At 44.8% G+C, this 22,751-nt stretch carries 19 protein-coding genes; 12 read left to right on the top strand and 7 right to left on the bottom strand.

Annotated features, from left to right (window positions below; genetic code table 11):
- The first annotated feature begins 145 nt into the window (after positions 1 to 145).
- Positions 146 to 991, top strand: coding sequence for a BRB family alpha/beta fold macrolide esterase (gene mleBRB / locus FB479_RS07935; RefSeq protein ID WP_142063950.1), 846 nt, complete (start codon positions 146 to 148; stop codon positions 989 to 991).
- 216 nt (positions 992 to 1,207) lie between these two features.
- Here the strand turns inward: mleBRB and FB479_RS07930 are convergent, their stop codons facing one another.
- Entirely contained in the window at positions 1,208 to 2,260 is a 1,053-nt protein-coding gene (locus FB479_RS07930; RefSeq protein ID WP_106654703.1) for a 2,3-butanediol dehydrogenase, read from the bottom strand.
- A 337-nt stretch (positions 2,261 to 2,597) separates the two neighbouring features.
- On the opposite strand from FB479_RS07930, the gene FB479_RS07925 reads away from it, so the two are divergent.
- Positions 2,598 to 3,629 carry a LacI family DNA-binding transcriptional regulator gene (locus tag FB479_RS07925; RefSeq protein WP_106654704.1) on the top strand — a complete coding sequence of 344 codons (1,032 nt, stop codon included), beginning with the start codon at positions 2,598 to 2,600 and terminating at the stop codon, positions 3,627 to 3,629.
- Positions 3,630 to 3,703: 74 nt separating this feature from the next.
- On the opposite strand, the gene FB479_RS07920 is transcribed toward FB479_RS07925, so the two are convergent.
- Positions 3,704 to 4,441 (bottom strand): cyclase family protein, encoded by a 738-nt coding sequence (locus FB479_RS07920; RefSeq protein WP_106654683.1) that lies wholly within the window; start codon positions 4,439 to 4,441, stop codon positions 3,704 to 3,706.
- 167 nt (positions 4,442 to 4,608) lie between these two features.
- Between FB479_RS07920 and FB479_RS07915 the strand changes: the two genes are divergently transcribed.
- The 8 genes from FB479_RS07915 (at position 4,609) to FB479_RS07880 (ending at position 14,287) form a co-directional block, all read left to right on the top strand.
- On the top strand, positions 4,609 to 5,025 hold the full coding sequence (locus tag FB479_RS07915; RefSeq protein WP_142063948.1) for a VOC family protein: 417 nt from the start codon (positions 4,609 to 4,611) through the stop codon (positions 5,023 to 5,025).
- A 144-nt stretch (positions 5,026 to 5,169) separates the two neighbouring features.
- Complete coding sequence (locus tag FB479_RS07910) at positions 5,170 to 7,176, top strand: serine hydrolase domain-containing protein (RefSeq protein WP_142063945.1); 2,007 nt, start codon at positions 5,170 to 5,172, stop codon at positions 7,174 to 7,176.
- Positions 7,177 to 7,226: 50 nt separating this feature from the next.
- Positions 7,227 to 7,934 (top strand): response regulator transcription factor, encoded by a 708-nt coding sequence (locus tag FB479_RS07905; protein WP_174769456.1) that lies wholly within the window; start codon positions 7,227 to 7,229, stop codon positions 7,932 to 7,934.
- Positions 7,921 to 9,300 (top strand): HAMP domain-containing sensor histidine kinase, encoded by a 1,380-nt coding sequence (locus FB479_RS07900; protein ID WP_142063942.1) that lies wholly within the window; start codon positions 7,921 to 7,923, stop codon positions 9,298 to 9,300. Before FB479_RS07905 ends, FB479_RS07900 begins: the two co-directional genes overlap by 14 nt.
- Before the next feature lie 209 nt (positions 9,301 to 9,509).
- Positions 9,510 to 10,169, top strand: a complete 660-nt coding sequence (gene catA, locus FB479_RS07895) for a type A chloramphenicol O-acetyltransferase (protein WP_142063939.1) — start codon at positions 9,510 to 9,512, stop codon at positions 10,167 to 10,169.
- A gap of 81 nt (positions 10,170 to 10,250) precedes the next feature.
- Positions 10,251 to 11,414: a PstS family phosphate ABC transporter substrate-binding protein gene (locus FB479_RS07890; protein ID WP_142063936.1), complete on the top strand. Its 1,164-nt coding sequence runs from the start codon at positions 10,251 to 10,253 to the stop codon at positions 11,412 to 11,414.
- A gap of 274 nt (positions 11,415 to 11,688) precedes the next feature.
- A complete protein-coding gene (htpG, locus tag FB479_RS07885; protein ID WP_106654690.1) occupies positions 11,689 to 13,569 on the top strand; it encodes a molecular chaperone HtpG in 1,881 nt (626 codons plus the stop codon).
- A 115-nt stretch (positions 13,570 to 13,684) separates the two neighbouring features.
- Positions 13,685 to 14,287: an MSMEG_1061 family FMN-dependent PPOX-type flavoprotein gene (locus FB479_RS07880; protein ID WP_142063933.1), complete on the top strand. Its 603-nt coding sequence runs from the start codon at positions 13,685 to 13,687 to the stop codon at positions 14,285 to 14,287.
- Positions 14,288 to 14,437: 150 nt separating this feature from the next.
- Here the strand turns inward: FB479_RS07880 and FB479_RS07875 are convergent, their stop codons facing one another.
- The 4 genes from FB479_RS07875 to FB479_RS07860 form a co-directional block, all read right to left on the bottom strand.
- The gene (locus tag FB479_RS07875; RefSeq protein WP_142063931.1) at positions 14,438 to 16,486 is read right to left on the bottom strand and encodes a serine hydrolase domain-containing protein; all 2,049 of its coding nucleotides are present in this window, start codon (positions 16,484 to 16,486) and stop codon (positions 14,438 to 14,440) included.
- Between the two features lie 137 nt (positions 16,487 to 16,623).
- Positions 16,624 to 17,895 carry a sensor histidine kinase gene (locus FB479_RS07870; RefSeq protein WP_142063928.1) on the bottom strand — a complete coding sequence of 424 codons (1,272 nt, stop codon included), beginning with the start codon at positions 17,893 to 17,895 and terminating at the stop codon, positions 16,624 to 16,626.
- Position 17,896: 1 nt separating this feature from the next.
- Entirely contained in the window at positions 17,897 to 18,637 is a 741-nt protein-coding gene (locus FB479_RS07865) for a LytR/AlgR family response regulator transcription factor (protein WP_142063925.1), read from the bottom strand.
- 233 nt (positions 18,638 to 18,870) lie between these two features.
- Positions 18,871 to 19,506, bottom strand: coding sequence for a DUF5701 family protein (locus FB479_RS07860; protein ID WP_106654694.1), 636 nt, complete (start codon positions 19,504 to 19,506; stop codon positions 18,871 to 18,873).
- Between the two features lie 163 nt (positions 19,507 to 19,669).
- Here FB479_RS07860 and FB479_RS07855 point away from each other — a divergent pair, with 163 nt between their 5' ends.
- Complete coding sequence (locus FB479_RS07855; RefSeq protein WP_142063922.1) at positions 19,670 to 20,377, top strand: MerR family DNA-binding transcriptional regulator; 708 nt, start codon at positions 19,670 to 19,672, stop codon at positions 20,375 to 20,377.
- Between the two features lie 56 nt (positions 20,378 to 20,433).
- Here the strand turns inward: FB479_RS07855 and FB479_RS07850 are convergent, their stop codons facing one another.
- The gene (locus tag FB479_RS07850) at positions 20,434 to 22,263 is read right to left on the bottom strand and encodes an adenine deaminase (RefSeq protein WP_106654696.1); all 1,830 of its coding nucleotides are present in this window, start codon (positions 22,261 to 22,263) and stop codon (positions 20,434 to 20,436) included.
- Positions 22,264 to 22,369: 106 nt separating this feature from the next.
- Here FB479_RS07850 and FB479_RS07845 point away from each other — a divergent pair, with 106 nt between their 5' ends.
- Positions 22,370 to 22,711 carry a hypothetical protein gene (locus tag FB479_RS07845; protein WP_106654705.1) on the top strand — a complete coding sequence of 114 codons (342 nt, stop codon included), beginning with the start codon at positions 22,370 to 22,372 and terminating at the stop codon, positions 22,709 to 22,711.
- Positions 22,712 to 22,751: the final 40 nt, after the last annotated feature.

Below are 22,751 nucleotides of genomic sequence, written 5' to 3'. Positions count from 1 at the left end.
GAAGAGAATGGAACCAATCCTGTACGATCAGATACTGGTATCTGATGTTCTTGGTTTTCGTTTCTTCTTCCTTTTTCGATGACGTAAGCACAGGCAGCCTAGCCTGTGTTTTTTTATTTCAGTTCGTTGAGGAGGAAAACATACAATGGCAGAACAGATCTTAAAAGTGAACGGTGTGGAAATATGTGCGGAAAGCTTTGGGAAGCCTACAGATCCGGCGATTTTGCTGATTATGGGAGCTCAAACGTCCATGCTTTGGTGGGAGGAAGAATTTTGTCAGCGAATAGCCGACGCTGGACGCTTTGTCATTCGTTTTGATAATCGGGATGTTGGACGCTCCACGACTTATGAGGTTGGCCGTCCGGGATACACGTTTGAAGATATGGCGGATGATGCCATTCATGTCCTGGATGCATACGGCGTACAGCAGGCGCATATCGCCGGGATGTCAATGGGCGGAATGTTGACGCAAATCATCGCCTTGCGACATCCCGAAAGAGTTCGAACGATCACATTGCACGCATCCTCGAATTTTGCTCCCGGCCTACCGCCAATCGATGAGAAGCTGATGGAGTTTTTCAGCAAGATGGGGGAGATCAACTGGGAGGATGAGCAGGAGGCGTTAGGGGCGGCGGTTGCGAGTTGGAAAGTTCTCAGTGGTTCCAAGCATCCTTTTGACGAGCAGCGCGTCCGTGAATTGGCCCAAATCGATATCGCCAGAAGTAACCATTATGCAAGTAAGTTCAACCACGCCTTTGTGACGGCCAGTGAACCGTACTTGTTGCGGACAGCGGAAATCGCTGTGCCAGCTCTCGTGATTCACGGTACAGAAGACTTGCTTATCCCTTTCGCGCATGCATTACATCTTGCGAACACCATTCCGGGAGCAGTCTTGCTCACGTTGGAAGGGACAGGGCATGAGCTTTCTCATGGGGATTGGGAGGTCGTCATCGAAGCGATTTTGAAGCATACACAAGAAAAGGAAGCGTAATTACACTTCCTTCTCTTCGCAGAGCAAGCGGATGAGCGAGTGGCCTTAACATTCGCGAGATCGCGTTGGCTCCACCCAGGCAGCAAGGTTAATTAGTAGAAAAAAGACGGAGCGGAAAACAGGAATCACTCCTGCTTTCCCTCCGTTTTTTGTAGCGGGAATGGCGTAGTTCCTTTTGTGGGGAAACAGCCACAATCAATATGGAATCGTTTTCGGTTATGCTCTCGGGCTAACGAGAATTTTCACTTGGTTTTTCTCTTTCAGCAGTGCTTCAAAACCATGCTCCACGATCTCGTCGAGCTTGATGCGTTGGGTGACCAGCTTGTCTGCCGGGAAGAAGCCCTTTTCCATCAGGCTGATGACGGCAGGGAATACGTCGCGGTAGCCGATGATGCCTGTCATGTTGCGCTCTTTCATGACGATGTGATTTGGCTTGATTGGTGCTTCTCTTTCGAAGATGCTGACGATCATGATTTGTCCAGCGATTTTGGTAGATTCGATGGCTTGCGTGAGGACAGGAGGCACGCCTGTGACTTCAAAGGCGATATCTGCGCCGCCATTTGTCCGTTTGTGAATTTCCTGGACGACGTCGTATTCTTTCGGATCGATGACGATGGCGCCCAGCTCAGCTGCCTTGTTTTTGCGTTCGGGGGACAGCTCCACAGCATAAATCTCAGCAGCACCTGCTGCTTTCAGTGCTTCAATGACAAGCAAGCCGATAGGACCGGCACCGAATACGACAGCTTTGTCGCCAGCTTTCAACTGACTTGAACGGACTGCATAAAGGGCTACGGCAGATGGCTCCACAAGAGCCCCTTGCTCATAAGAGAGACTGTCTGGGATTTTGTGGACCATGTGTTCATCGCAAGCCACGTATTCCGAGAAGCCGCCGCCACCGCCGGCCAGACCGAGGAAGCCCATTTTTTCACAAAGATTGTATTTGCCTTGTCTGCACGCAGCGCAGGTTCCGCAAGCGAAAACCGGCTCGACGACGACGCGATCGCCAACCTTGATAGTGGTTACGCCTTCCCCGATTTCCACCACTTGTCCGGAAAATTCATGCCCCATTACGATCGGGGCTTTTTCGCCTGTAAGCGGATGTTCAGCTCCCTGTGGGATGAAGATCGGGCCAGCAACGTATTCGTGCAAGTCGCTTCCGCAAATCCCGCACCACTCGACTCTGATTTTCACTTTACCTTTGGACGCAATCGGTTCCGAAATGGTTTCCAATCGGAGGTCTTTCAAACCGTGCCAACGTAACGCTTTCATATCTGCCATCTCCTCGTTCGATTTGGTTTCTATATGAAATTCAGCAAGTAAAATAGGAAACGTTTCCGAAAAATAATATTTCATAAGTTTGGCATCTTGTCAATTTGATTTCCTAGGCAAGAGTTGGGGGTGGTGTGCAATCGGTTGAGGAGAGGATGTTGATTCTAGCTACGTTGAGAAGATGTATCCGTGTTGTGCAACAGGTGCGAAGTTGCCTGCCATGTTTTGCTCACGCCTCGTTACCATTGGTTTTGTGTATGCTATAATAGCGGTAGGAAAACATATTTTAGCTCGGAAACATAGAAAACGATTCCGATATGGAAAGGAAAGCAAGGCGTTGGATACAAAAAATAAAGTGACAATAGAAGACGTAGCGAAGAAGGCGGGCGTAGGAATCGCAACGGTATCGAGGGCCATCAATGACAGCGGGGGAATCAGTCCGAAGACAAAAGCGTTGATTTTACAGGTGATCGACGAGTTGGGCTTTATTCCGAACACTTCTGCGCAAAGTCTAAAGGTGCGCCAAACCTATCAAATCGCACTGGCTGTCCCTGACATTCGCAATGCGATCATTCCGGATATCGCCTGGTCGGTCGAGCAAGCGGCCAAGCAGCATGGCTACCGCGTCGTACAAATTAATACAGCAGGAAATGCCCGAATGGAGCTTGAGACTGTGCGTGAGGTCAAAAAGCTGCATGTAGACGGGCTGATTATCATGCCGCTCGCCTATCCGAAGACGTTGGTCCAGATGATTAACAAAGCGAGTGTTCCAGTTTCGATTATTAACTATGGGAAAAAGCTCGAAGACAATGTGAAAGCAGATGTAGTCAGCATGGCCCGTCAGGAAGGCCGGCTCGTCATGGAGCATCTGATCAAAATTGGCCGCACGCGAATCGCTTATGCAGGTGCGCCGAAGGACAAGATCGAGGAGCGGTATTTTGCCTATGAGGCGTCGCTTCAGCACGTCGATCCTTCGCTGGTGTATTTTGGCGAGGACTTCTCGTTTGAGACGGGCCTTCGTGCTGCGGATTACTTTTTTAGCCTAAAAAACATGCCGGACGCCATCTATGCGGTCAATGACATGGTGGCAATCGGGATCGTGAATCGGTTCAAGGAGCTCGGCGTTCGCGTGCCAGAAGATGTCGCGGTCGTAGGAATTGACAACAATGTGTGGACGACGATTACGACTCCGCAGATCAGTTCTGTTTCGATCATGGGGGAAGAGGTGGCGCGGCTGGCGACTGAGCTTTTGCTGAAACGGATTCGAGAGCAGGGGGCAGGAGCGTACGAGCGCGTACAGTTCGAGCCGCGGCTGATTGTAAGGGAGTCCAGTGTGGCGGTTATCCGTAAATCCTCATTGGATACGTAGAGCATTTTCAGATGAAAAGCCGAGTGAAAGCCAGGTGATCGGTGATGATGCCTGGCGTTTACTCGGCTTTGGCTTTAAGGCAATATGGCAAACGAACGAACAGGAAACCCGGAGGCTTTTTCAGGCTTTGGCGTAATGTTTACAATGACAGCACCTTTTGCCGGGAGCTTATCGAGATTTTTGAGCAGCTCTACTTGATAGGTGTCTTGATCGAGTACGTAATATTCACCCAAAAGCGCTCCATTTTTTCGGTAATCGATCGTCGCATCCGTATCGAAGGTTTCGTGACCGACTGCTTTGATTTGTCTTTCCTCGAACAAAAATTTCAAAGCCTCCAATGACCAGCCAGGAGCGTGGTTGTTGCCATCTGCATCCTTGTTGTTGAAGGCTTCCACATCTGGCCAGCGCTTGCTCCAATCTGTGCGCAAGGCGACGAAGGAGCCGCTCTCGATTTGACCATGCTCGGTTTCAAAATGCAAGATGTCTTCCACGGTTAGCGAATAGTCGTTGTTGGCTTCAGCCTCTTTTGATTTGTCGATGACGACAAGCGGCAATACGAGTTCTTTCAGTTCGATCTCGTCCAGATAACGCTTGTTGCGCACAAAGTGAATCGGTGCATCCAAGTGCGTACCGTACTGTCCAGGAAAAGAGAAGCGCTGGGCAAAGAAGCCGTCGTCATGTGTGAACAGCGTCTGGAATTCGGCGGCGTCAAAGGCGTGGAAGTGTGGAGACTCCGGACCGAATGTGTGCGTGAGATCTACCCATTCTTTTTGTTTTAACAGGGTAATTGCTTGAATCAAGTCATTTGCCATGTGCCCACCTCGTTACTATTTTTTGAATTTTCGCGCTTGTACAACCAAGTTTATCCAATACTTTATCGGTTCTAATTCCGAGTGTCAATATCGCAATAATATGAATGGATAGTTTAAGGAAAAATAGCAAGAGTATCATCCACCCAAAACGCAAAGGAGAACTTCCCGTGACAAAAGAGCTTTGGATCAATTTGCCCGTCAAAGACCTCGAAAAGTCCAAATCGTTTTTTGCCGCACTTGGATTCTCTTTTCATCCTCGCCATGAGAACAGCAAGGATGTAGCGGGCCTGTTGATTGGTGAGAAAAACCTCCTGGTGCTGCTTTTCCCGGAGGCAGCCTTCCAATCGTTTACGCAAAATGAGCTGGCAGATACGAAGCGCGGAACGGAAGTATTGTTTTCGATCGATGCCGAGAGCAGAGAAGAAGTGGATGAATTGGTGGGTAAGGTGGTAGACGCTGGGGGCACTGTTTTCAGTGAGCCTCGGGAGCATGGTCCGGGGATGTACGGGGCGGGCTTCGCTGATTTGGATGGTCATCGGTGGAATGTGCTGTATATGGATAGGAGACAGATATCGACAGAATAGAGAATCGTGCCCCTGAGAAATCAGGGGTTTTTGCATGAACAAGCAAAAAATTCATGTTCTATTAAGGTTGTATAGAAATGCGATTAAGATTGGTCGTTTACTCTTCTAGAGAAGGAAATAAGGGGAATGGAGAGGAGCAATCTTATGAAAATGTTTTCGAAGTTACAGACATTAATGGCGACTGTACTTGTAACTACTATGAGCGTCAGCCTTGTAAGCGGAGTTGTTTCTCCAACCAAAGTGTTCGCATCTTCTGTATCTGGGCCGGATGATCCGAGAGAGGTAGAGCAATTTGCAGATGAATTTTTTAACCGGTCTGAAATTAAGAACACCATGGCAGGAGCTGCGTTTGTCGTTGTAAAAGGAGACAAGGTCCTTTTTAAAAAAGGGTATGGATATGCGGATGTAGAGAAGAAGATTCCGGTCGATCCTGATCGCACCGTATTCCGTGTAGCGTCAGTATCCAAGGTTATTACAGCTACAGCCGTTATGCAGTTGGCGGAGCAAGGGAAAATAGATTTGAACAAAGATGTATCCGCATATATGGGGGGTGCCCGGATTCCGAATAAGACAGGCACTCCTCTAACAATGGAACATCTGTTAATGAACGCCACTGGATTTGACTATGGAGACACTTCTGACTCTTCAACAACCGACTTGAAACGGGAGGTTTCTTTAAAGAAATACGTTATGGACAATCTCCCAAATGTCATTCGCAAGCCAGGAGAGTTTTACAGATATGACAACCTCGGCTTCACCATTCAAGGTTATGTTGTAGAACAAGTAGCAGGAAAACCATTTGGAGAATACGTGCAGGAACGCATCTTTAAGCCGCTTGGCATGGAAAATAGTGATTTTCGACTTACACCATCAATAGTCAAAGAGTTGGCTGTACCTTATAATCTTATCGGACAGCCGATCCCGACTTATGCAACGGTACCAACTGAGCTTCCTGATGGTGGAATGCTCTCAACTGGTTCTGATATGGCTGCATTCATGATTGCTCATCTCAATAAAGGAAAACTTGGGAATGCGACGATTATGGAAGAAGAAACGGCGGCAGAAATGCAGAGACCTCATCTTTCCGTGCATCCAAAGCTGAATAACATGGCGCTTGGTTTCGAATATGCCAACCAGCAAAATTACAATGGACATTATGTTATTGAAAAAGCAGGGGATTTACAAGGATACCATACCGGGATGTGGTTGATCCCGGAAGAAAAAGTGGGAGTATTTGTTACAGTCAATAAGGACTTCGAAATTCGTAAGCCTTTGATTGAAGCGTTTATGGATCATTACTACCCGAAAAATGAGCAGAAAAGGGGAGCGTTTGCGTTAGCGAAACAAGAACTCACGAAGTTTGAAGGGACATACAGCGATTTGCGAAACCGGATGTGGACGACTCGTATACGTGCTGAAGGCGGCAAACTCATTGTAAAAGACCCGCTGGGAGAACATGTCCTATATGAGGTGGAGCCACTCTTATTCCAGGATGAACAAGGTATTAAAGCTGCTTTTAAGCTGAACGATCACGGAGATGTGCAGGCTTTCTATTACGATTTAAAATCAGATAGTTGGGCAGAAAAAATGCCTGAGCCGCAACGTTATCAGGATGTGGAGAATGACCATCCATATGCGTCCTATATCTATCACCTGAGCCAGATCGGTGTCTTTGCTGATAGGGAAGGAGACAATCGCTTTTCGCCCGAACAACAGATAACAAAAGGAGAGTTTGTTGGCTGGTTCATCAAGTGGAGTGGCATTGCCCCTTCAAAGCATAAACCGATTTACACGGATCTTTCAGGCAACAAGTATGCGCGGGAAATTCAAGCAGCTTACGAGTTAGGTTTACTAAAAGCATCTGCTGATGGCAAATTTTATCCGAACGAGCCATTGACGCGTCAAGAAGCAGCAACCATCGTATGGCGCATGGCATTTGGCTATCTTCATGCAGAGCCGAAAAAAGCCAAGTTGAGTGGTAGGACAGATGCTTGGGCTTTAGAGGGAGTCCATTTCGTAGTGGCAAAAGGATTATACGGACCAGAAGTGGTGAAAGGCAGAGATGGCAGTTTCGACTATAAATCAGAGCAACTGATGGTAAGGAAAGAAGCGGCTGCGTTACTATCTCGGTTCGCAGACCAATTATTTTAGTGTACAACAAGCCGTGACTTCTTGTTTGTGCTTCGTTGCGACATGAGGCGATGGAGGGAAATACAATCAAAACGATACTGATCATCGACGATGAAGCACAAATTCGTGAACTACTCAGTATTTATTTGAAAAATTACGGGTTTGCTACTTATGAAGCAGGTAATGGAGTGGATGCGCTGACTGTATTCTCAAACGTGCAAATTGATCTGGTTATTGCTGATATTATGATGCCGATGATGGATGGATACGAGTTATTAAAAAAGATGCGACATATTTCCGAGGTTCCGTTTTTGTTTCTGTCCGCGAAATCGGACGATATGGATAAAATTATTGGACTGCAGCTTGGCGCTGACGACTATGTGGGGAAGCCTTTTAACCCCATAGAAGTCGTCAGCAGAGTTCAAGCGTTATTCAGAAGAATGGATGTATTTTCCAAAGGTGAAAAGCAGAACCATGAAATCATACAATTTGGCGATGTCATGCTCGATTTGAAGAGCTGTAAGCTGTACAAAAATGGACAGCAGAAAGAAGTGACATCGTACGAGTTCAAGATTTTGTCTTTACTGATGAAGCATGCGGGGAGAGTTTTTACAAAAGCGTCTATTTACGAGCATGTTTGGGGGCAGGAATACATAGGGGATGAAAACCTGATCATGGTCTATATCAGCAAACTCAGGGAGAAGATTGAGGATAACCCAAGAAAGCCAGTTCATCTTATTACGATCAGGGGGTTAGGCTACCGTTTTGAAAAAAAATGAGAGCATCCCCGACAAGCGGCCGTTAAAACAACTGTTTTTTCGGCATTATGTTGTGATAAGCGGTTTGTTGTTATGTACGATTATGATTGCTCTTTTGGGGACAGACCTGTTGATGGACAACTATTTTGATAAAACGCCCGATTTGACCCAAGTGGATGGCAGTAAAATATACCAGTACCCATTTGAAAAGATTGATGGTCGGTTGTTAGACGAGTACGGCGGCTGGTTCGAGATCGTGAATGAATCTGGGAAAGTCATCTATGTAAAAGGCAACAAGGAAGACAATATCATGACATATAGCGATGGAACGCTGTACGCTAAAGTGGACATACTGCGAAATGATGATTCAACTTTCTACCATGCCTATCAAGCGCAAGGGCCAGAGGGTGAGAACTATGTTCTGTTATGGAAAATTCCTCAGCGGTTGGAAAATATATCAGTGGCGCTTGGAATCTTTATAGCGTTGTTTGCCGTTCTGTTGTTCATCGCCCTTTATTTCTACACCCGGTACTCCGTCTTGCAGATGAAGAAGCCTCTCCGGCAAATTGTAGAGGGCATTAAAGAAATGGAAGGCTTCAATTATCAAAAGAGACTTAGATTTTCGGCTGAGATGGAATTTGCAGAAATCCGGGAAGCGTTTAACGGAATGGCAGAACGACTACAGCAGACCTCTGCAGAGAAAGAAGCGGTAGCGAACAACAAAAGAAACATGCTGCTGCATTTGTCTCATGATCTGAAAACACCGATCACCTCTGTATTCGGGTATTCTCAGTTGTTGCTGGATAGGCCGGAGCTAGAAGAAGAGCAAAGGCGTCAGTATGTTCAATATATTAACGACAAATCGTCTTATATGGCCCATTTGATTCAAAATTTGTTCGAACTGGCAAAGCTGGAAGACCAGCATGTGAGACTGGATAAAGAAAAGGTGAATATTAGTAAGTGGTTTATGCAGCTTGTTGCGGAATTTTATCCGGAAATAGAAGATAGGGGATTTCAGTTGGAAGTGAAAATTCCAGAGGAGCCGCTGTTTGTCGTGTTCGACAAAATGCATATGAACCGCGTTATTACGAATTTGATCGGTAACTCACTAAAACATAATCCGCCGGGAACGCAGCTATTCGTTTCATGCGAGAAAATAGAAGCTGGCGTTGTTCTGTGGTTAGGTGACAACGGTACAGGTGTTCAAGAGAATGTTAGGGAACACATTTTTGAAGAGTTCATAAAAGGGAGTAATCCTGTGAAAGATAGCACCGGACTCGGTCTAGCCATTTGTAGAAAAATTATAACGTTACATCAGGGGACCATTCATTTGGAAAGGAATCAACGGTATACGACTCTATTTAAAATAACTTTGCCTCTTGAATAAGCGGTACTCTTCTTATGGCTGTCACGACGGTCGTTCCCTTCCCTATTTCTGTTTAAACATGGCAGCTATACACAGGCTGATGTCAGAAAGAGAAGCAAGTGGTATGCTGGAGGGGTAAGGCAGGATTGGAGAAGGGGATGGTGTTATGAAAAGGACACGCAAAATCACCTCCTAAAATCAGTAGCTTTAGATTTTAGGAGGGATATCCAATGAAATTTCAGCGAATTGATCTAGATAATTGGAGCAGAAAGTCTTATTTCGAGCATTATCTGAACCGAGTAAATTGCACCTTCAGTATGACGGCCAACATTGATATAACGGAATTGCTCCCTGCCCTACGGCAAAAGGGGATGAAGCTGTACCCGGCTTTTCTGTATATGGTGACAAACGTTGTCAATGCGCATCGCGAATTTCGGACTTCCTTTCATGCAGACGGCGAGTTGGGCTATTGGGAGAGCATGATACCCAGCTATACTTTTTTTCACCAGGACGATCAAACTTTTTCTACGATGTGGACGGAATTCGCTGACGAGTTCCCTGTGTTTTATCAAAATTACGTAGCGGATATGAAAAAGTACGGGGACAATAAAGGTCTTGTGGCGAAAGAACCGGAACCGCCTTATACTTTCCCTGTCTCGTGTATTCCCTGGGTTAGCTTCAGTGGATTTAATCTGAATATTTCGGGAGATGGGCGGTATTTGCTGCCAATCATTACAAGTGGAAAGTATTTCGAGCAAGAAGGCAAAACGTTATTGCCTGTTTCTTTGCAAGTCCATCATGCGGTTTGTGATGGATATCACGCCAGCCTGTTTTTCAATGACTTGCAAAAATGGGCAAAAGAATACAAGGAATGGTTAGGTGTCGAGTAAATTGGCTCGTTTGGTATGCTTCTCCTTCCTAATCTCTTCCAATCATTTATAATAGCGGTAGGAGAATTGGGAGGAGAAAGAATGAACAAAGAATTGGTAGGAAAAATCTTCGGCTGTATTGTTTTGGGTGCGATCATCACGGTGATCGGAGTCGTGGCGATGGTGATGACTGCTCTGAACGCCCAGGGAAGAGTTTATTGCCTTCTCGTTGCTGTCACGACGTTCGTTTTTATCATCTACATCATCGGCCAAATGTTCGCCCCGCAAAAGAGTCGGTTATGGAACCGAGCCCTCTTTGTCTATTTTCTCTTTTGTACGCTGCCAGTTGCGGGATATGAGATCAGCAGCTATTACCATAACAGCATTCCTGTGGTCAGTGAGGCAGAGGTCGATCTGGAACAATATAAACCGTTCGGCACAAACTCCAAGGTTCATAAACTTGATCAACCTGCGACAATGTCGTTGCAGTCTGATTTGCCCAAAATAGATGGGGCGACCGCTTTGTATCCTCTTTACGCTTCCTTTGTGCAGGCTGTTTATCCCGAGAAAGATTACGACCTTTACGACAGCGAAGTCATGGTAAGCAAGACGCCAAAAGCGTACGAAAACTTACTGGATGGCAAAGTCGATGTCATCTTTGCAGCAGGTCCTTCCGAGGAACAGCTCCTAGCAGCAAAAGAAAAAGGCGTGGAGCTTAAGCTGACACCAATCGGTAGGGAAGCCTTTGTCTTTTTTGTCAATACAGAGAATCCTGTTCAAGGACTCACTACCCAGCAGATTCGCGACATCTATGCGGGAGACGTCATTTCCTGGGATGAAGTCGGGGGCGGCTATGAGCTCATCCGTGCCTTTCAGCGTCCAGAAAATAGCGGGAGTCAGACGATGCTGCAGAAGATCATGGGAGATAAAGAGCTCATGACCGCGCCACAAGAGGACGTGGTAACGGGGATGGGTGGAATCATCGAGCAAACAGCCAACTACAAAAATTATTCGAATGCCATCGGTTACTCGTTCTTGTTTTATGCCACTGAGATGGTGCGAAACGGTAACATTCGTTTGCTCGCGATTGATGGGGTATCGCCTAATAAGGAAACGATAAAAAACAGAGCGTATCCGTTTGCGGCCGAGTTTTACGCAGTGACGGCTGGAACGGACAATCCGAATGCAGAGAAACTGATCGAATGGATTTTGTCTCCGCAGGGACAAGAATTGGTAGAAAAAACGGGCTATATTCCGGTGAAATAATAAGAAGCAAGCAAATGGAGACCCTTGGGCGATGGCCCCGAGGGTTTCTTCTTCGCTCTTGTGGTTCGTAACGGTAGGAGGGAGCGGCATTGCCTTGTCACAGATGGACACACAGACTGGCTTGTTCACTTTTTTTAGCGGATTATTCTTTATGGCTGGTTTATATTGACAGAAAAATCTAGGACTGTTATAAAAATAGTGAATAGCACTCGCGAGGTGAGAGTGCTAACATCGAAAAAGGAATACATAAGAAGTCCGGAAAGGTGGGTATTTCATGGAAAAAAAGCAGTTTCAAGCAGAATCTACACGCCTCTTGGAAATGATGATCCATTCTATTTACACACAAAAGGAAATCTTTTTGCGCGAGCTGATTTCCAACTCGAGTGACGCGATTGACAAAATTTACTACAAATCGCTCGTCGATGATCAATTGGTGTTTGATAAAGAGAACTATTACATCAAAGTAGCCGTTAACAAAGACACCAGAACACTGACCCTGACAGATACCGGGATCGGCATGACGCAGGATGAGTTGGAAAATAATCTGGGTGTCATCGCGAAAAGCGGGTCTTTGGCGTTCAAGAAAGAAAACGACGCAAAGGATGGCTATAACATCATCGGTCAATTCGGGGTAGGTTTCTACTCGGCTTTCATGGTTGCCGACAAGGTTACAGTCATCAGTAAAGCACTGGGCAGCGACACTGGGTACAAATGGGAATCCAGCGGTGCGGATGGCTACACGATTGAGCCTTATCCAAAAGATTTCGTCGGGACCGAGATTATTCTCGAAATCAAGGAGAATACAGAAGAAGAGAACTACGACGAGTTTTTGGAGGAGTACCGTTTAAAAGCGATCATCAAAAAGTACTCTGACTTCATTCGTTACCCAATCAAAATGGACGTTACGCAGCATAAGCCAAAAGAGGGCAGCGAAAACGAGTACGAACAAGTGACGGAAGAACAAATCGTGAACAGCATGGTTCCGATTTGGCGAAAAAATAAAAGCGAGCTGACGACTGAGGATTACGAACAGTTTTATGCGAGCAAGCATTACGGCTTCGACAAGCCGCTTAAGCACATCCACATCAGTGCAGATGGAGCCGTTGTTTATCAGGCGATTTTGTACATCCCGGAGAGCATGCCGTTTGATTACTACTCGAAGGAGTACGAAAAAGGTCTGGAGCTGTATGCGAACGGTGTACTGATCATGAACAAATGCGCGGACCTGCTTCCAGACTACTTCAGCTTTGTGAAAGGGATGGTTGACTCCGAGAGCCTGTCGCTCAACATTTCCCGTGAGATGCTGCAGCATGACCGTCAATTGAAGCTGATTGCGAAAAACATCACGAGCAAAATCAAAAGCCAGCTGCAAAGCTTGCTGAAAACAGAGCGTGAGAAATACGAGCTGTTCTACAAGTCATTTGGCAGACAGCTGAAATACGGCATGTACAGCGACTACGGAACACATAAAGAAACACTGCAAGACCTGTTGATGTTCTACTCTTCCAAAGAGAAAAAGCTGGTGACGCTAGAAGAGTACGTAGAGAGAATGCCAGAAGATCAGAAGTACATCTACTACGCATCCGGGGAGTCGATCGAGCGAATTGAAAAGCTGCCGCAAACAGAGCTCGTATCCGAGAAAGGTTACGAAATCCTGTACTTCACAGATGACGTCGATGAGTTCGCGATCAAAATGATGATGAATTACAAGGAAAAGGAATTCAAATCTGTATCGAGCGGTGATTTGGGAATCGAACCGGGTGAAGAAGAAAAAGCAGCCGAAGCAGAAAACGAAAACAACAAAGAACTGTTCGACTATATGGCATCGCTGCTCGAAGGAAAAGTCAAAGCTGTCAAAGCCTCCAAGCGCTTGAAGTCACACCCTGTCTGCTTGTCGACAGAGGGTGAAGTCACGATCGAAATGGAAAAAATCTTGAATGCGATGCCGAACAATCCGAATGTGAAGGCAGACAAGGTACTGGAGATCAATGTGAACCACGCGGTGTTCCAGTCGTTGAAGGGTGCATTTGACACGGACAAGGAAAAGGTCAATCTGTATACGGCCCTCCTGTACAATCAGGCTCTCTTGATCGAAGGCTTGCCGATTCAAGACCCGGTAGAGTTTACGAACGACATTTGCAAAGTTATGGTGTAAGGCAAAACAAGGGGATGCGATTCAGGCATCCTCTTTTTTCTCGTATTGATTTTGCGATCACAAGGGACTTATGATGGAAGGCAAGGATATACATAGAGAGAGGAGAGTAGAACCTATGTGGAATCCGTTAGAAGTGAAAGATCTCATCACCAGTGCAGAAGAACTAAAAAGCCTGGTAGGAGAACCGCACGAGGCGGTTGTGAAAAAAAGCATCGCGCAGGTTGAGTCGCATGTGATCCATTACGTGTCCATGTCACCCTTGTTTTTCTTGTCTACAGCAGATGCTTCAGGCAGATGTGACGTTTCCCCGAGAGGCGACGAGCCGGGCTTCGTTAAAGTACTGGATGATCACCATATTATTTTTCCAGAGCGAATGGGGAACAGACGAGTCGACTCTTTGCTGAATATCATTGCCAATCCACAGGTGGGGATGATTTTCCTGATTCCTGGTCTGGAAGAAGTGTTGCGTATTAACGGATCAGCCCGCATTACGAAAGATGCAGAGCTGCTCGCTGCACAAGAATGGAAGGGCAAAACAAGCGGCATGGGCGTGATTGTGAAGGTAGAGGAATGCTTCCTCCATTGCCCGCGCGCATTTAAACAAGCAGGCTTGTGGAAAACGGATTCATGGCCAGAAAAAGAGGCGATGCCTTCGATGCTGGAAATGTTTCGCGCTCATTTGAAAATAAACGGCGTTACGTTGAATGATAAAGAATAAGAAAGAAAAAACCTTGAAGGAGCTTTACAACTCATAAAAAAGATAGTAAGGATTGAATATCCCTACTATCTTTTTTTATCTAGGGAATCGAACATTGGACAAAATCAAAAAGCTCACTGGTAATGCGGACTTTATGCTTACATCTATCTATTAATCAAATTTAATTTTAAATACATCACCCGCATTCCCACCAAAAACGATCATCCCACTTTCAGGCAGTACTACCGAATGATTGTTACTTGCCTTTGAAAAGTTCACAGTCATTCCATTCTTGTCATAAACGGCGAATCCGCCGCTTACCGGAGTCTCAACGTTCATAACTCGGTTGGCTGATTTTGCATCGATTTTATACCATCTAGCCTTACCATCTGATGGTATGACGCATAATGAATCTTTCCCATCATTAAAGGTTGGAATAGCATCTTCACTGATATAGGATAATCCATTGATCTTTACATACTCTTTTTGGTTCTTGTGATAGAAATTCAAATCAAAAGCGTCTCTTCCGTTTGCAACAGGGATTTGAATTACATTTACTGCTTTATTCTTGTCAACAATTTTAGTGCCTGAAGCGTATCCATGGCTGATATCAACTGATATATCTTTGGTCACAAGCGCATTGTTTAGATACAACACTGAAGTGATCTTTTCATCTAAAGCGTAGTATTTTTTTCCATTTCTATGTTCCCATACCGTTTTTATTGAATTTTTTAGTGGATTGGAAGCTAACTTTTGAAATTCATAGGTTACCGAAAACGATTGACCTAATCCTGGAGTATTTATATATGCGTTAAGTTTTAAATAGGTTTTTCCATTCTTCGCTCGGTCAAAGCTTATCGTTGCATTCCCATCGTTGTTTTTGAACTGTCCATTGCCGGTATATACATATTTTTGAGGCGGTACCCCTCCATATGCTAGATCAGGTAAATGAATCTCTCCGTTCTTTATCTCTAGTTTTACCGTTTTACCTACACTACCGTATAACCCAGAGTATGCAAGCATATCGGATGGCATGTCCACTTTCACTGGAGGTTCAAATGTTTTTTCAGGTAGAATTTTTTTAATGATGCCTTTGGCTCTTAGATATTCCAATAAAATATTCGATGCAAATGAACTATTATAGGTACCACTGCCTCCCGATGAAAGCACAGCAATCGTAATATCATGTTCGGGTAAGGTAACCAAAGCAGCGTGATACATAATCGTATCTCCACCTTTAAATAATGCTGTTATTCCGTAATCACTAAACGGTGCTAAACGGACAGCATCCCAGCCAAGACCATAGTTAATCGAGTTCGTCTCTTCAGGAACCCACACACCTTTTCTATACTCATGACTTTGCATAGCCTTTGCTGACTTCTCAGATAAAATATCCGTTCGATTCCCGATTAATACTTCACCGAATTCAGTTACTTCTTCAGCCGTGGAGTAAAGACCACCTGTCCCTATGATATTGATATTCTCAACGGGTAAAGCTTGATCCAACCCAGGAAAATAAGTTTTTATGAGCCTGTCTCTATCAAAAGAATCAAGTGGTGTTTTGGTAGAGGTCAATTGAAGAGGATCAGAAATATAGGTTTCAAGAAATTCGCTATAACTTAAACCGCTCACTCGTTCAATCAATATTTCAAGCAGCTGAAAACCATCATTGCAATATACCGAAAACTCGCCGGGGGTTGACTTTAAGCTTTCGGATTGTAATCTTACCAATAATTCATCATGATTTTTCGTATCATTATCATCAAATAAAAAACTATTCCCATATTGACTACCGTAAATTCCTGAAGAATGATTCATCAACATACGTGGCGTAATCTGTTCATATCGTTTATCTGCCATTTTAAAGTCCTTGATATACGTGGTTAGCGGCTTATCAATATCAATTTTTTTAGAATCAGCCAGCATCATCGTTGCAGCAGTCACGTACATTTTACTTACCGAGCCGATTCCAAACATCGTGTCTTCGGTGATCGGACTTTTGGTCGCTTTATCGTATACACCAGCACTGCCTGATAAGACAATGGATCCATGATCCCTAATTGCATATTGCAATCCACTTGCACCATATTCGGATACGATCTTTGAAGCCTGCTCCTGTGCCTTTTCTTCTACAGTATCAGGATTCGTTAGAGCAAAAGCAGGGGTGACCGGTATTGCCATAAGAATAGCGCTCATGAATACAGAAACCACCTTCTTCATTATTCATTCCTCCTCGTAATTCTTGCTGTATTGTACTTGCTGAAATGATCATACGAGGAAAAGGTCTGCTAGAATAAAAATGACCCTGAAACGAAAAAAACAATCCCTAAACAACATGTTGTCTAAGGATTGTTGCTTTAATATGGAAGCAGGACCATATTGTTAAATTCTTTATGTTTCGTTTCTATGGTCATATGACCACCGTACTTGTCACAGATTCTAGCTATGTTTGTTAATCCAATACCATGAAATTCCGCGTTTGATTTTTGACTGTGCAAATAGGCAACTTCATTCTCCATATGATTCAAGATGTGAATGAGAAGGGTAGACTCGGTAGAATATATTTTGATTAGAATGTACCTATCTTCTGCAATTTTTACTCGTTTAGATGCTTCAATTGCGTTATCTAGCATATTTCCTAGGGCTACACATAAGTCATAACGGTCAATATTTACTTCCTGGGAATATAGGTTAATCTTCGTATCTATTCTTATACCATTGGCTTGTCCGATATTAAGTGTATTTGTGACAAGGGCATCTATAGCCAGATTCCCCGTATTAACACGATGATAGGCTCCTTCGACTTTATTTAAAGTAGTCTTGATATGTTCCATTGCCGCTTCTAACTCATTTCGCTTAATACATTCTTCGATATACAAAAGCTGTTGGTTCGTATCATGAATGATTCGTTTAATCGATTTGAAGCTGTGAACTGTTTTTTCGTAATTCGCATCTTGATAGTCCATTTGATTTTGCAATTGCGAATTCTCATGCATAAATTGAAATTTATCAACGATATTATCAAAAATATAGAAAATGATAATATTTAAGAGAAGAAATCCAATGACGGAAATGAAAGAATAAACGTCCTTATAAGTTAGAATACTCAGCTGGTATATACTTACGACAGGAATAACCAAGAATAATACGTAGTAACGATTATCCAAAGAGAAACTTCTACGTTTTGCAAGTAGTCGTATGATCTGAATGATCGCAAACATGATCATGGAACCGAGTAAAATAGCTTTCGTATTGGCTATTTGATCTTGTTCATTTATAGGGTTAAAGCTAAAGTCAACTGAATCTAGGGAATAAAATAAATAGAGCGATATAAAATAAGAGAGAGATACTAAAACACAGTAAAGTATAGAAAAAGTAAACTTCGTTTTAAATTCTACTGTATAAGATTGCGCAAAACTAAATATCACAAGAAAAGAAAGAATCGAAGATAAAATAAGAGAGGCTGGTATAACCAAATATAGGTAATCGAGCAGCCCAAAGATAATGAAGTAAATGAATCGGTTTTGTTTTTTAGCTGATTTGTCAAAAACCGAATTGAAGAAAAAATTAACTTGCAAACCCATCAGAAGTATAATGCAAAAGACAATCGGAAAATTATTTTGAATCATATCAATCGACCTTCATAATCATAAATTTGGTGTAAGTATCTTTTACCTCTTTCATTTTAGAACGGCCTATAGGCAATTCCTTCCCATTGGACATGAGAACCACTCCGCTAGCAAATTTCTTCACATGTAGCAGATTAATAATAATGGAACGATGGATTTGTATGAAGTTACAATCCTTTAAGGCCAGAGCATAATCAGAAATGATGCCTTTGCTTTCATAGGTTTGATTCGTGGTCGTAAAATGAAGCTTGCTTTTTATGGTTAAGCTTTTGGCAGCTTCAATACTAATAAGTTCATCATATTTTAATACGACTTCTTCATAGCCTGACTTGATGACCATATACTTTTTATCAAGTGCTTGAAAGTATTGGTGTAGCTTGATGATTTTCTCCTCCAAGATCGAAGGTGCAATAGGCTTTATCAAGTACTGGAATGTCATGACGTCAAAACTTTCCACCATATATTGGGGGTAACTTGTCAGAAAAATAATTTGTTCATCCAGGTTATTTAACCCTCTTATTGTTCGGGCTGTTTGAATTCCGTTCATTCCACCCATTTCAATGTCCAAAATTAAAATATGGAATGGAATTTCATGGCGCTCATAATAAGATGCCAACTGCTCTCCCGAGTCGAATAATTCGATTGCAAATTCAATATTTGTCTTTATCGACAATGTAATTAGAATGCTTTTAACAAACTCTCTATGTTTCTCCTCATCATCGCAAATAGCCACTCTATACATAAATGATGTACCCTCGTTCCATTACCTTTATTTTAAAGTTCTATCATAAACATGATACAACCTATAGACTTTATATAGATAGCTTTTGGATGAAATGCAAATTTGAATCCCTTAAATCACTTCTCACGTGATAAATGCCTAGAAAAGAGCCTGTATCTACAATTACTTGGTAAAAGTAGATACAGGCTTTTAATTTTATTGTCTAATCCTGCTTATGTATATTGAATGTGAAATCAAGGTTTTTTTTCGTCCAAACGAGCTTGGCAGGAAGCCGAACCGAGCCACGTATGTGGATTGCCAGCCCAGCACCAGCCGAGCTTCGGTTTATTTTCGCTGATCCACATGGCCGTTACGCGTCGGTCGCCACAACGAGAGCCGAGCAGAGAAAAGCCATTGTTTTTCTTTAACAGATCAGGGAAGTGGGTGATCAGGGCAATCCCTTCCTCCAGCGTGAGCGGAGAACGCTGTTGCTCCAAGAGGATGGGCATCGCATCATTCGGAGTGACGTTTAGCGTCTCTTTTCCCGTATCAATTTCGGTCATCAGGTAAGCCATTCCAGTAGGAATCTCGATGCCCTCGATGGGTGTAAACCGCCTGATTTCTTCCGTATCCATGACACTGAAGCCAGCTTTCTTTTGCCGCTGGATTGCTTGCATTGCTTTTTCTCCATCGAACCAATCGCCTTTCACAACGAGAACAAAGGGTACGAAACCCTCTTGCTGGTCGTCTTCTTGAATGGGGAGAGCTTCTGCTAGTGATTGCAGCGGGGCCAGATTTTTCGTAAATTCATCAGCTGTCATGCCAGCCATTTCAGGATAGCCCTTTTGAATGAGCGTTGTCAGTTGCCTTTCGAATTCAGCTTTGTGCATGAGTTAATGCGCCTCCTTCCACTTGTCACATTTTATCTTACAACATTGGTGCGAATTCTAAGGTTTCTCTAAAATAAAAGGAATAAAGAAGGTCCGGGTTGAAGTAACTTTACAACTCAGGTTTAATCTTTTTGGAAGAAAATCAGAAAGGAGGCTGGCTGCCATGCGTCCCATTGATCTTGCACGTAAGCTGAAGCTGAGCACAAGCGCCTTGCGCAATTATGAAGCGCACGGGTTAGTTCCGCCTGTGGAGCGGTCAGCGAGCGGCTACCGGAAGTATACGGAGGAACACGTCGCTTATTTTACCTGTATTCAAGCCATGTCTCTTGGCTTTGGGATGGAAGTGACGGCGCAGGTGATGCGATTGATCCAGGATAGACAGTTGCAGGAAGCTCTGTGGCGTGTGAATGAGGTACAGGCTAATTTGCAGCGGGACAAGCAGTTAGCCGAACGAAACGTAGCAATGCTGGAAGACAGCCAAGCAGGAAAGGGTGAGGAAGCTGGAAACAGCGAATGGATGACGATTGGAGAGGTCGCAACCATGACTTCATTACCCAGCTCAACCATCCGCCACTGGGAAAAGGTTGGACTCATTACGACTTCCCGCGATGAGAAAAATGGCTACCGTCTCTTCAATCGCTCGCAAATCCGTAAAATCATGCTACTTCGTACGCTGCGACCCGCTGTCTATTCCTTATCGGTTGTAGAGCTGAAGGAAGCCATCGCGAACATGGATGAAGAGGATGTGAAAGAGGCGCGAAGCATCGCTTTGGAAACGCTGCGCTATTTGGATCAGATGAATCTCGAACAATTGCGTGGGGTTTTCTATTTCTATCAGTTATGCAAAGTGGTTCAGTTGATCGAAGAATAAGGTAGCGAAAAGAGAAAACCCCCTCCTGCACATTCGCAAAAGAGGGGATGGCATCGTTATTCCACAAACAGTGATACCCGCTCAAATCCTGCATCTGAAATGCGAATCAAGCCCGTATCCGATATGTGCAAGGTCGGAATGACGACCAGTGCAAGCAAAGACAATGTCATAAAGGCATAGTTCATCGTGCAGCCAGCCTTCACCAATGCTTGGCTAATCTCCATGGATTGCTGCACAACTGTTTCATAAGGCTCGGTCGACATCAGTCCAGCTAAACGCAGCGGGAGCTCCACAATTTCGCCGTCTCCAGTCACAACAGCGATACCGCCTTGCATGCCGATCACAGCATTGGCTGCTTGTGCCATCCGTTCATCATCGTTTCCAATGACAAGCACGTTATGGCAGTCATGGGCGACAGTCATGGCAATCGCTGCTGGCTGGTTAAAACCGACATTGCCGACAATCCCGATGCCAGAGCCGCCTGTTTTCCCATGGCGTTCGAAAACAGCCATTTTGCACAAGGTGCTCTCTGGTGTAATCTGAAGCTCACCATTTGCGACAGCCACATCCACAAACACTTCGTCCGTCTCTACGTGATTTTCGCGGACAACTGCTACGCGTGTCTTGATCGTCCCAGACGGAACAGGGGTCTTGATGATGAAGTCAGATGGAGTGAGCTCAGCCTTGATTTTCACAGAGTTGACAGCAAACTCAGGGTAAGGGAACGGAGGAAGTTCGAGCGTCATTTCACCGTTTTCCGCCACTACTTCACCGCGTGCGATCGTCATCACGACATTCACATCAGCCAGATTCCCGTCGAGCAAAATGATATCGGCGATGATACCCGGTGCGATCGAGCCTACATCTCTTGCAACACCGAATCGTTCTGCTGTATTGATGGTCGCCATCTGGAAGGCAGTAACTGGCTTCACTCCTTGCGAGATCGCGTGTCTGACGATGAAGTTCATATGTCCTTCTTCTTTCAACGAGTCACAGATGCGGTCATCGGACACGAGCATCATCCGGCGGGAGTCAATGCCCTGTTCGGTGTGTGCTTTGATCGTTGCTGCAACATCGTGCCACGCAGAGCCGCGGCGCATTTTGGCATACATGCCGAGGCGTACGCGCTGTGCGACATCTTCGCTGGTCACACACTCATGGTCGCCGGTTACACCCGCAGCTGCATAAGCAGCCAGACGCGGATCACTTGACGGCCATGTATAGTGACCATCCACTACTTTTCCTGCCCGCAGTGTCGCTTGAATCTCTCCAATCATTTTCGGGTCTCCGTACACGACCCCTGGGAAATTCATGACTTCCCCGAGTGCGATCATATCGGGTCCCCAGCTCAATGCTTCCGCGACCTCCGCTGGTCCGAATTCTGCCCCAGCCGTTTCAAAAGAAGCATCCGTTGAAGGGACGCAGGAAGCGACCTGCATGTAAGCAGCCATCGGTGTTTGTCTCGCCTCATCCAGCATGATGCGCAACCCAGGGAGACCGAGAACATTCGAGATCTCATGAGCATCGAAAAAGCCGCCTGTCGTTCCGAGCGGCAGTACCGCATTGGCGAACTGCGTGACGGACAGCATGCTGCTTTCGATATGACAGTGCCCGTCCAACAGTCCTGGTGCCATATACTTTCCTTTTGCATCGATGACCTTAGTGGATTCATCCGTCATCCCTTCCACAAAAGGACCGACATAGGCGATGCGGGTGCCAACGACAGCGACGGACATATTCGGCAAGATTTCACCGGAGAGAACATTGACGAGAGAGCCGTTATGGATGAAGAGGGTTGCTTTTTTCTCCCCTCTGGAAAAGGCAACGAGATCAGGTATGCAATCTGCGAGTGGAGGTCTTGCAAAGGAGGAATGCTGCTGTGTCATGTTTACTATCACCTCATGCTGGATTTGGTTTTTTACATATCGTACACATCGAAGCGGAAGGAAGCTAGTTTTCTTAAAAAAAATGTTGAAAAAGAGGGTGCGGTGTATGACAAGAGTAAAAGTCAAATACATAAAAATATCATCCTACCTAAAGCTGTGCGTGGGAGCAGGGGTTTCGATCGGGGGTTTGGATGGGGCTATCCGTTTTCTATTATTACTCGTAATGGGGCAGTTGAGGGCCTCGGAAGCTATGCTCTTCAGTATGCAGGTGGAGGGATGGACAGCGGGAATCTTACACGTGCTTTCTGTACCGCTACTGTATGGATTGGGCGCAGCTCTTTTTGGGGTCGTCTCCTATTTTCCGTTTATGTATTATCTCAAGTGCAAAAAGGGGCTTGTGATCGAAGGGGTATTTGAAGGGGAGCATTGCGAGGATATCCCAAAATAAAGCACCTCCCATTTTCACCGTTGTTGAGAGTGAAAATAGG

Origin of the sequence: Brevibacillus sp. AG162, assembly GCF_006715575.1 — a bacterium.
Lineage (GTDB): Bacteria > Bacillota > Bacilli > Brevibacillales > Brevibacillaceae > Brevibacillus > Brevibacillus brevis.
Note: the sequence above shows the minus strand (reverse complement) of the source record. Positions and strands in the feature narration are given on the sequence as shown.

What these genes read in the sequence shown, in the direction of transcription:
- mleBRB (WP_142063950.1), top strand. Translation starts at nt 146, where the DNA reads ATGGCAGAACAGATCTTAAAAGTGAACGGTGTGGAAATATGTGCGGAA.
- FB479_RS07930 (WP_106654703.1), bottom strand. Translation starts at nt 2,260, where the DNA reads ATGAAAGCGTTACGTTGGCACGGTTTGAAAGACCTCCGATTGGAAACC.
- FB479_RS07920 (WP_106654683.1), bottom strand. Translation starts at nt 4,441, where the DNA reads ATGGCAAATGACTTGATTCAAGCAATTACCCTGTTAAAACAAAAAGAA.
- FB479_RS07910 (WP_142063945.1), top strand. Translation starts at nt 5,170, where the DNA reads ATGAAAATGTTTTCGAAGTTACAGACATTAATGGCGACTGTACTTGTA.
- FB479_RS07905 (WP_174769456.1), top strand. Translation starts at nt 7,227, where the DNA reads ATGGAGGGAAATACAATCAAAACGATACTGATCATCGACGATGAAGCA.
- catA (WP_142063939.1), top strand. Translation starts at nt 9,510, where the DNA reads ATGAAATTTCAGCGAATTGATCTAGATAATTGGAGCAGAAAGTCTTAT.
- FB479_RS07890 (WP_142063936.1), top strand. Translation starts at nt 10,251, where the DNA reads ATGAACAAAGAATTGGTAGGAAAAATCTTCGGCTGTATTGTTTTGGGT.
- htpG (WP_106654690.1), top strand. Translation starts at nt 11,689, where the DNA reads ATGGAAAAAAAGCAGTTTCAAGCAGAATCTACACGCCTCTTGGAAATG.
- FB479_RS07880 (WP_142063933.1), top strand. Translation starts at nt 13,685, where the DNA reads ATGTGGAATCCGTTAGAAGTGAAAGATCTCATCACCAGTGCAGAAGAA.
- FB479_RS07875 (WP_142063931.1), bottom strand. Translation starts at nt 16,486, where the DNA reads ATGAAGAAGGTGGTTTCTGTATTCATGAGCGCTATTCTTATGGCAATA.
- FB479_RS07870 (WP_142063928.1), bottom strand. Translation starts at nt 17,895, where the DNA reads ATGATTCAAAATAATTTTCCGATTGTCTTTTGCATTATACTTCTGATG.
- FB479_RS07865 (WP_142063925.1), bottom strand. Translation starts at nt 18,637, where the DNA reads ATGTATAGAGTGGCTATTTGCGATGATGAGGAGAAACATAGAGAGTTT.
- FB479_RS07860 (WP_106654694.1), bottom strand. Translation starts at nt 19,506, where the DNA reads ATGCACAAAGCTGAATTCGAAAGGCAACTGACAACGCTCATTCAAAAG.
- FB479_RS07855 (WP_142063922.1), top strand. Translation starts at nt 19,670, where the DNA reads ATGCGTCCCATTGATCTTGCACGTAAGCTGAAGCTGAGCACAAGCGCC.
- FB479_RS07850 (WP_106654696.1), bottom strand. Translation starts at nt 22,263, where the DNA reads ATGACACAGCAGCATTCCTCCTTTGCAAGACCTCCACTCGCAGATTGC.
- FB479_RS07845 (WP_106654705.1), top strand. Translation starts at nt 22,370, where the DNA reads ATGACAAGAGTAAAAGTCAAATACATAAAAATATCATCCTACCTAAAG.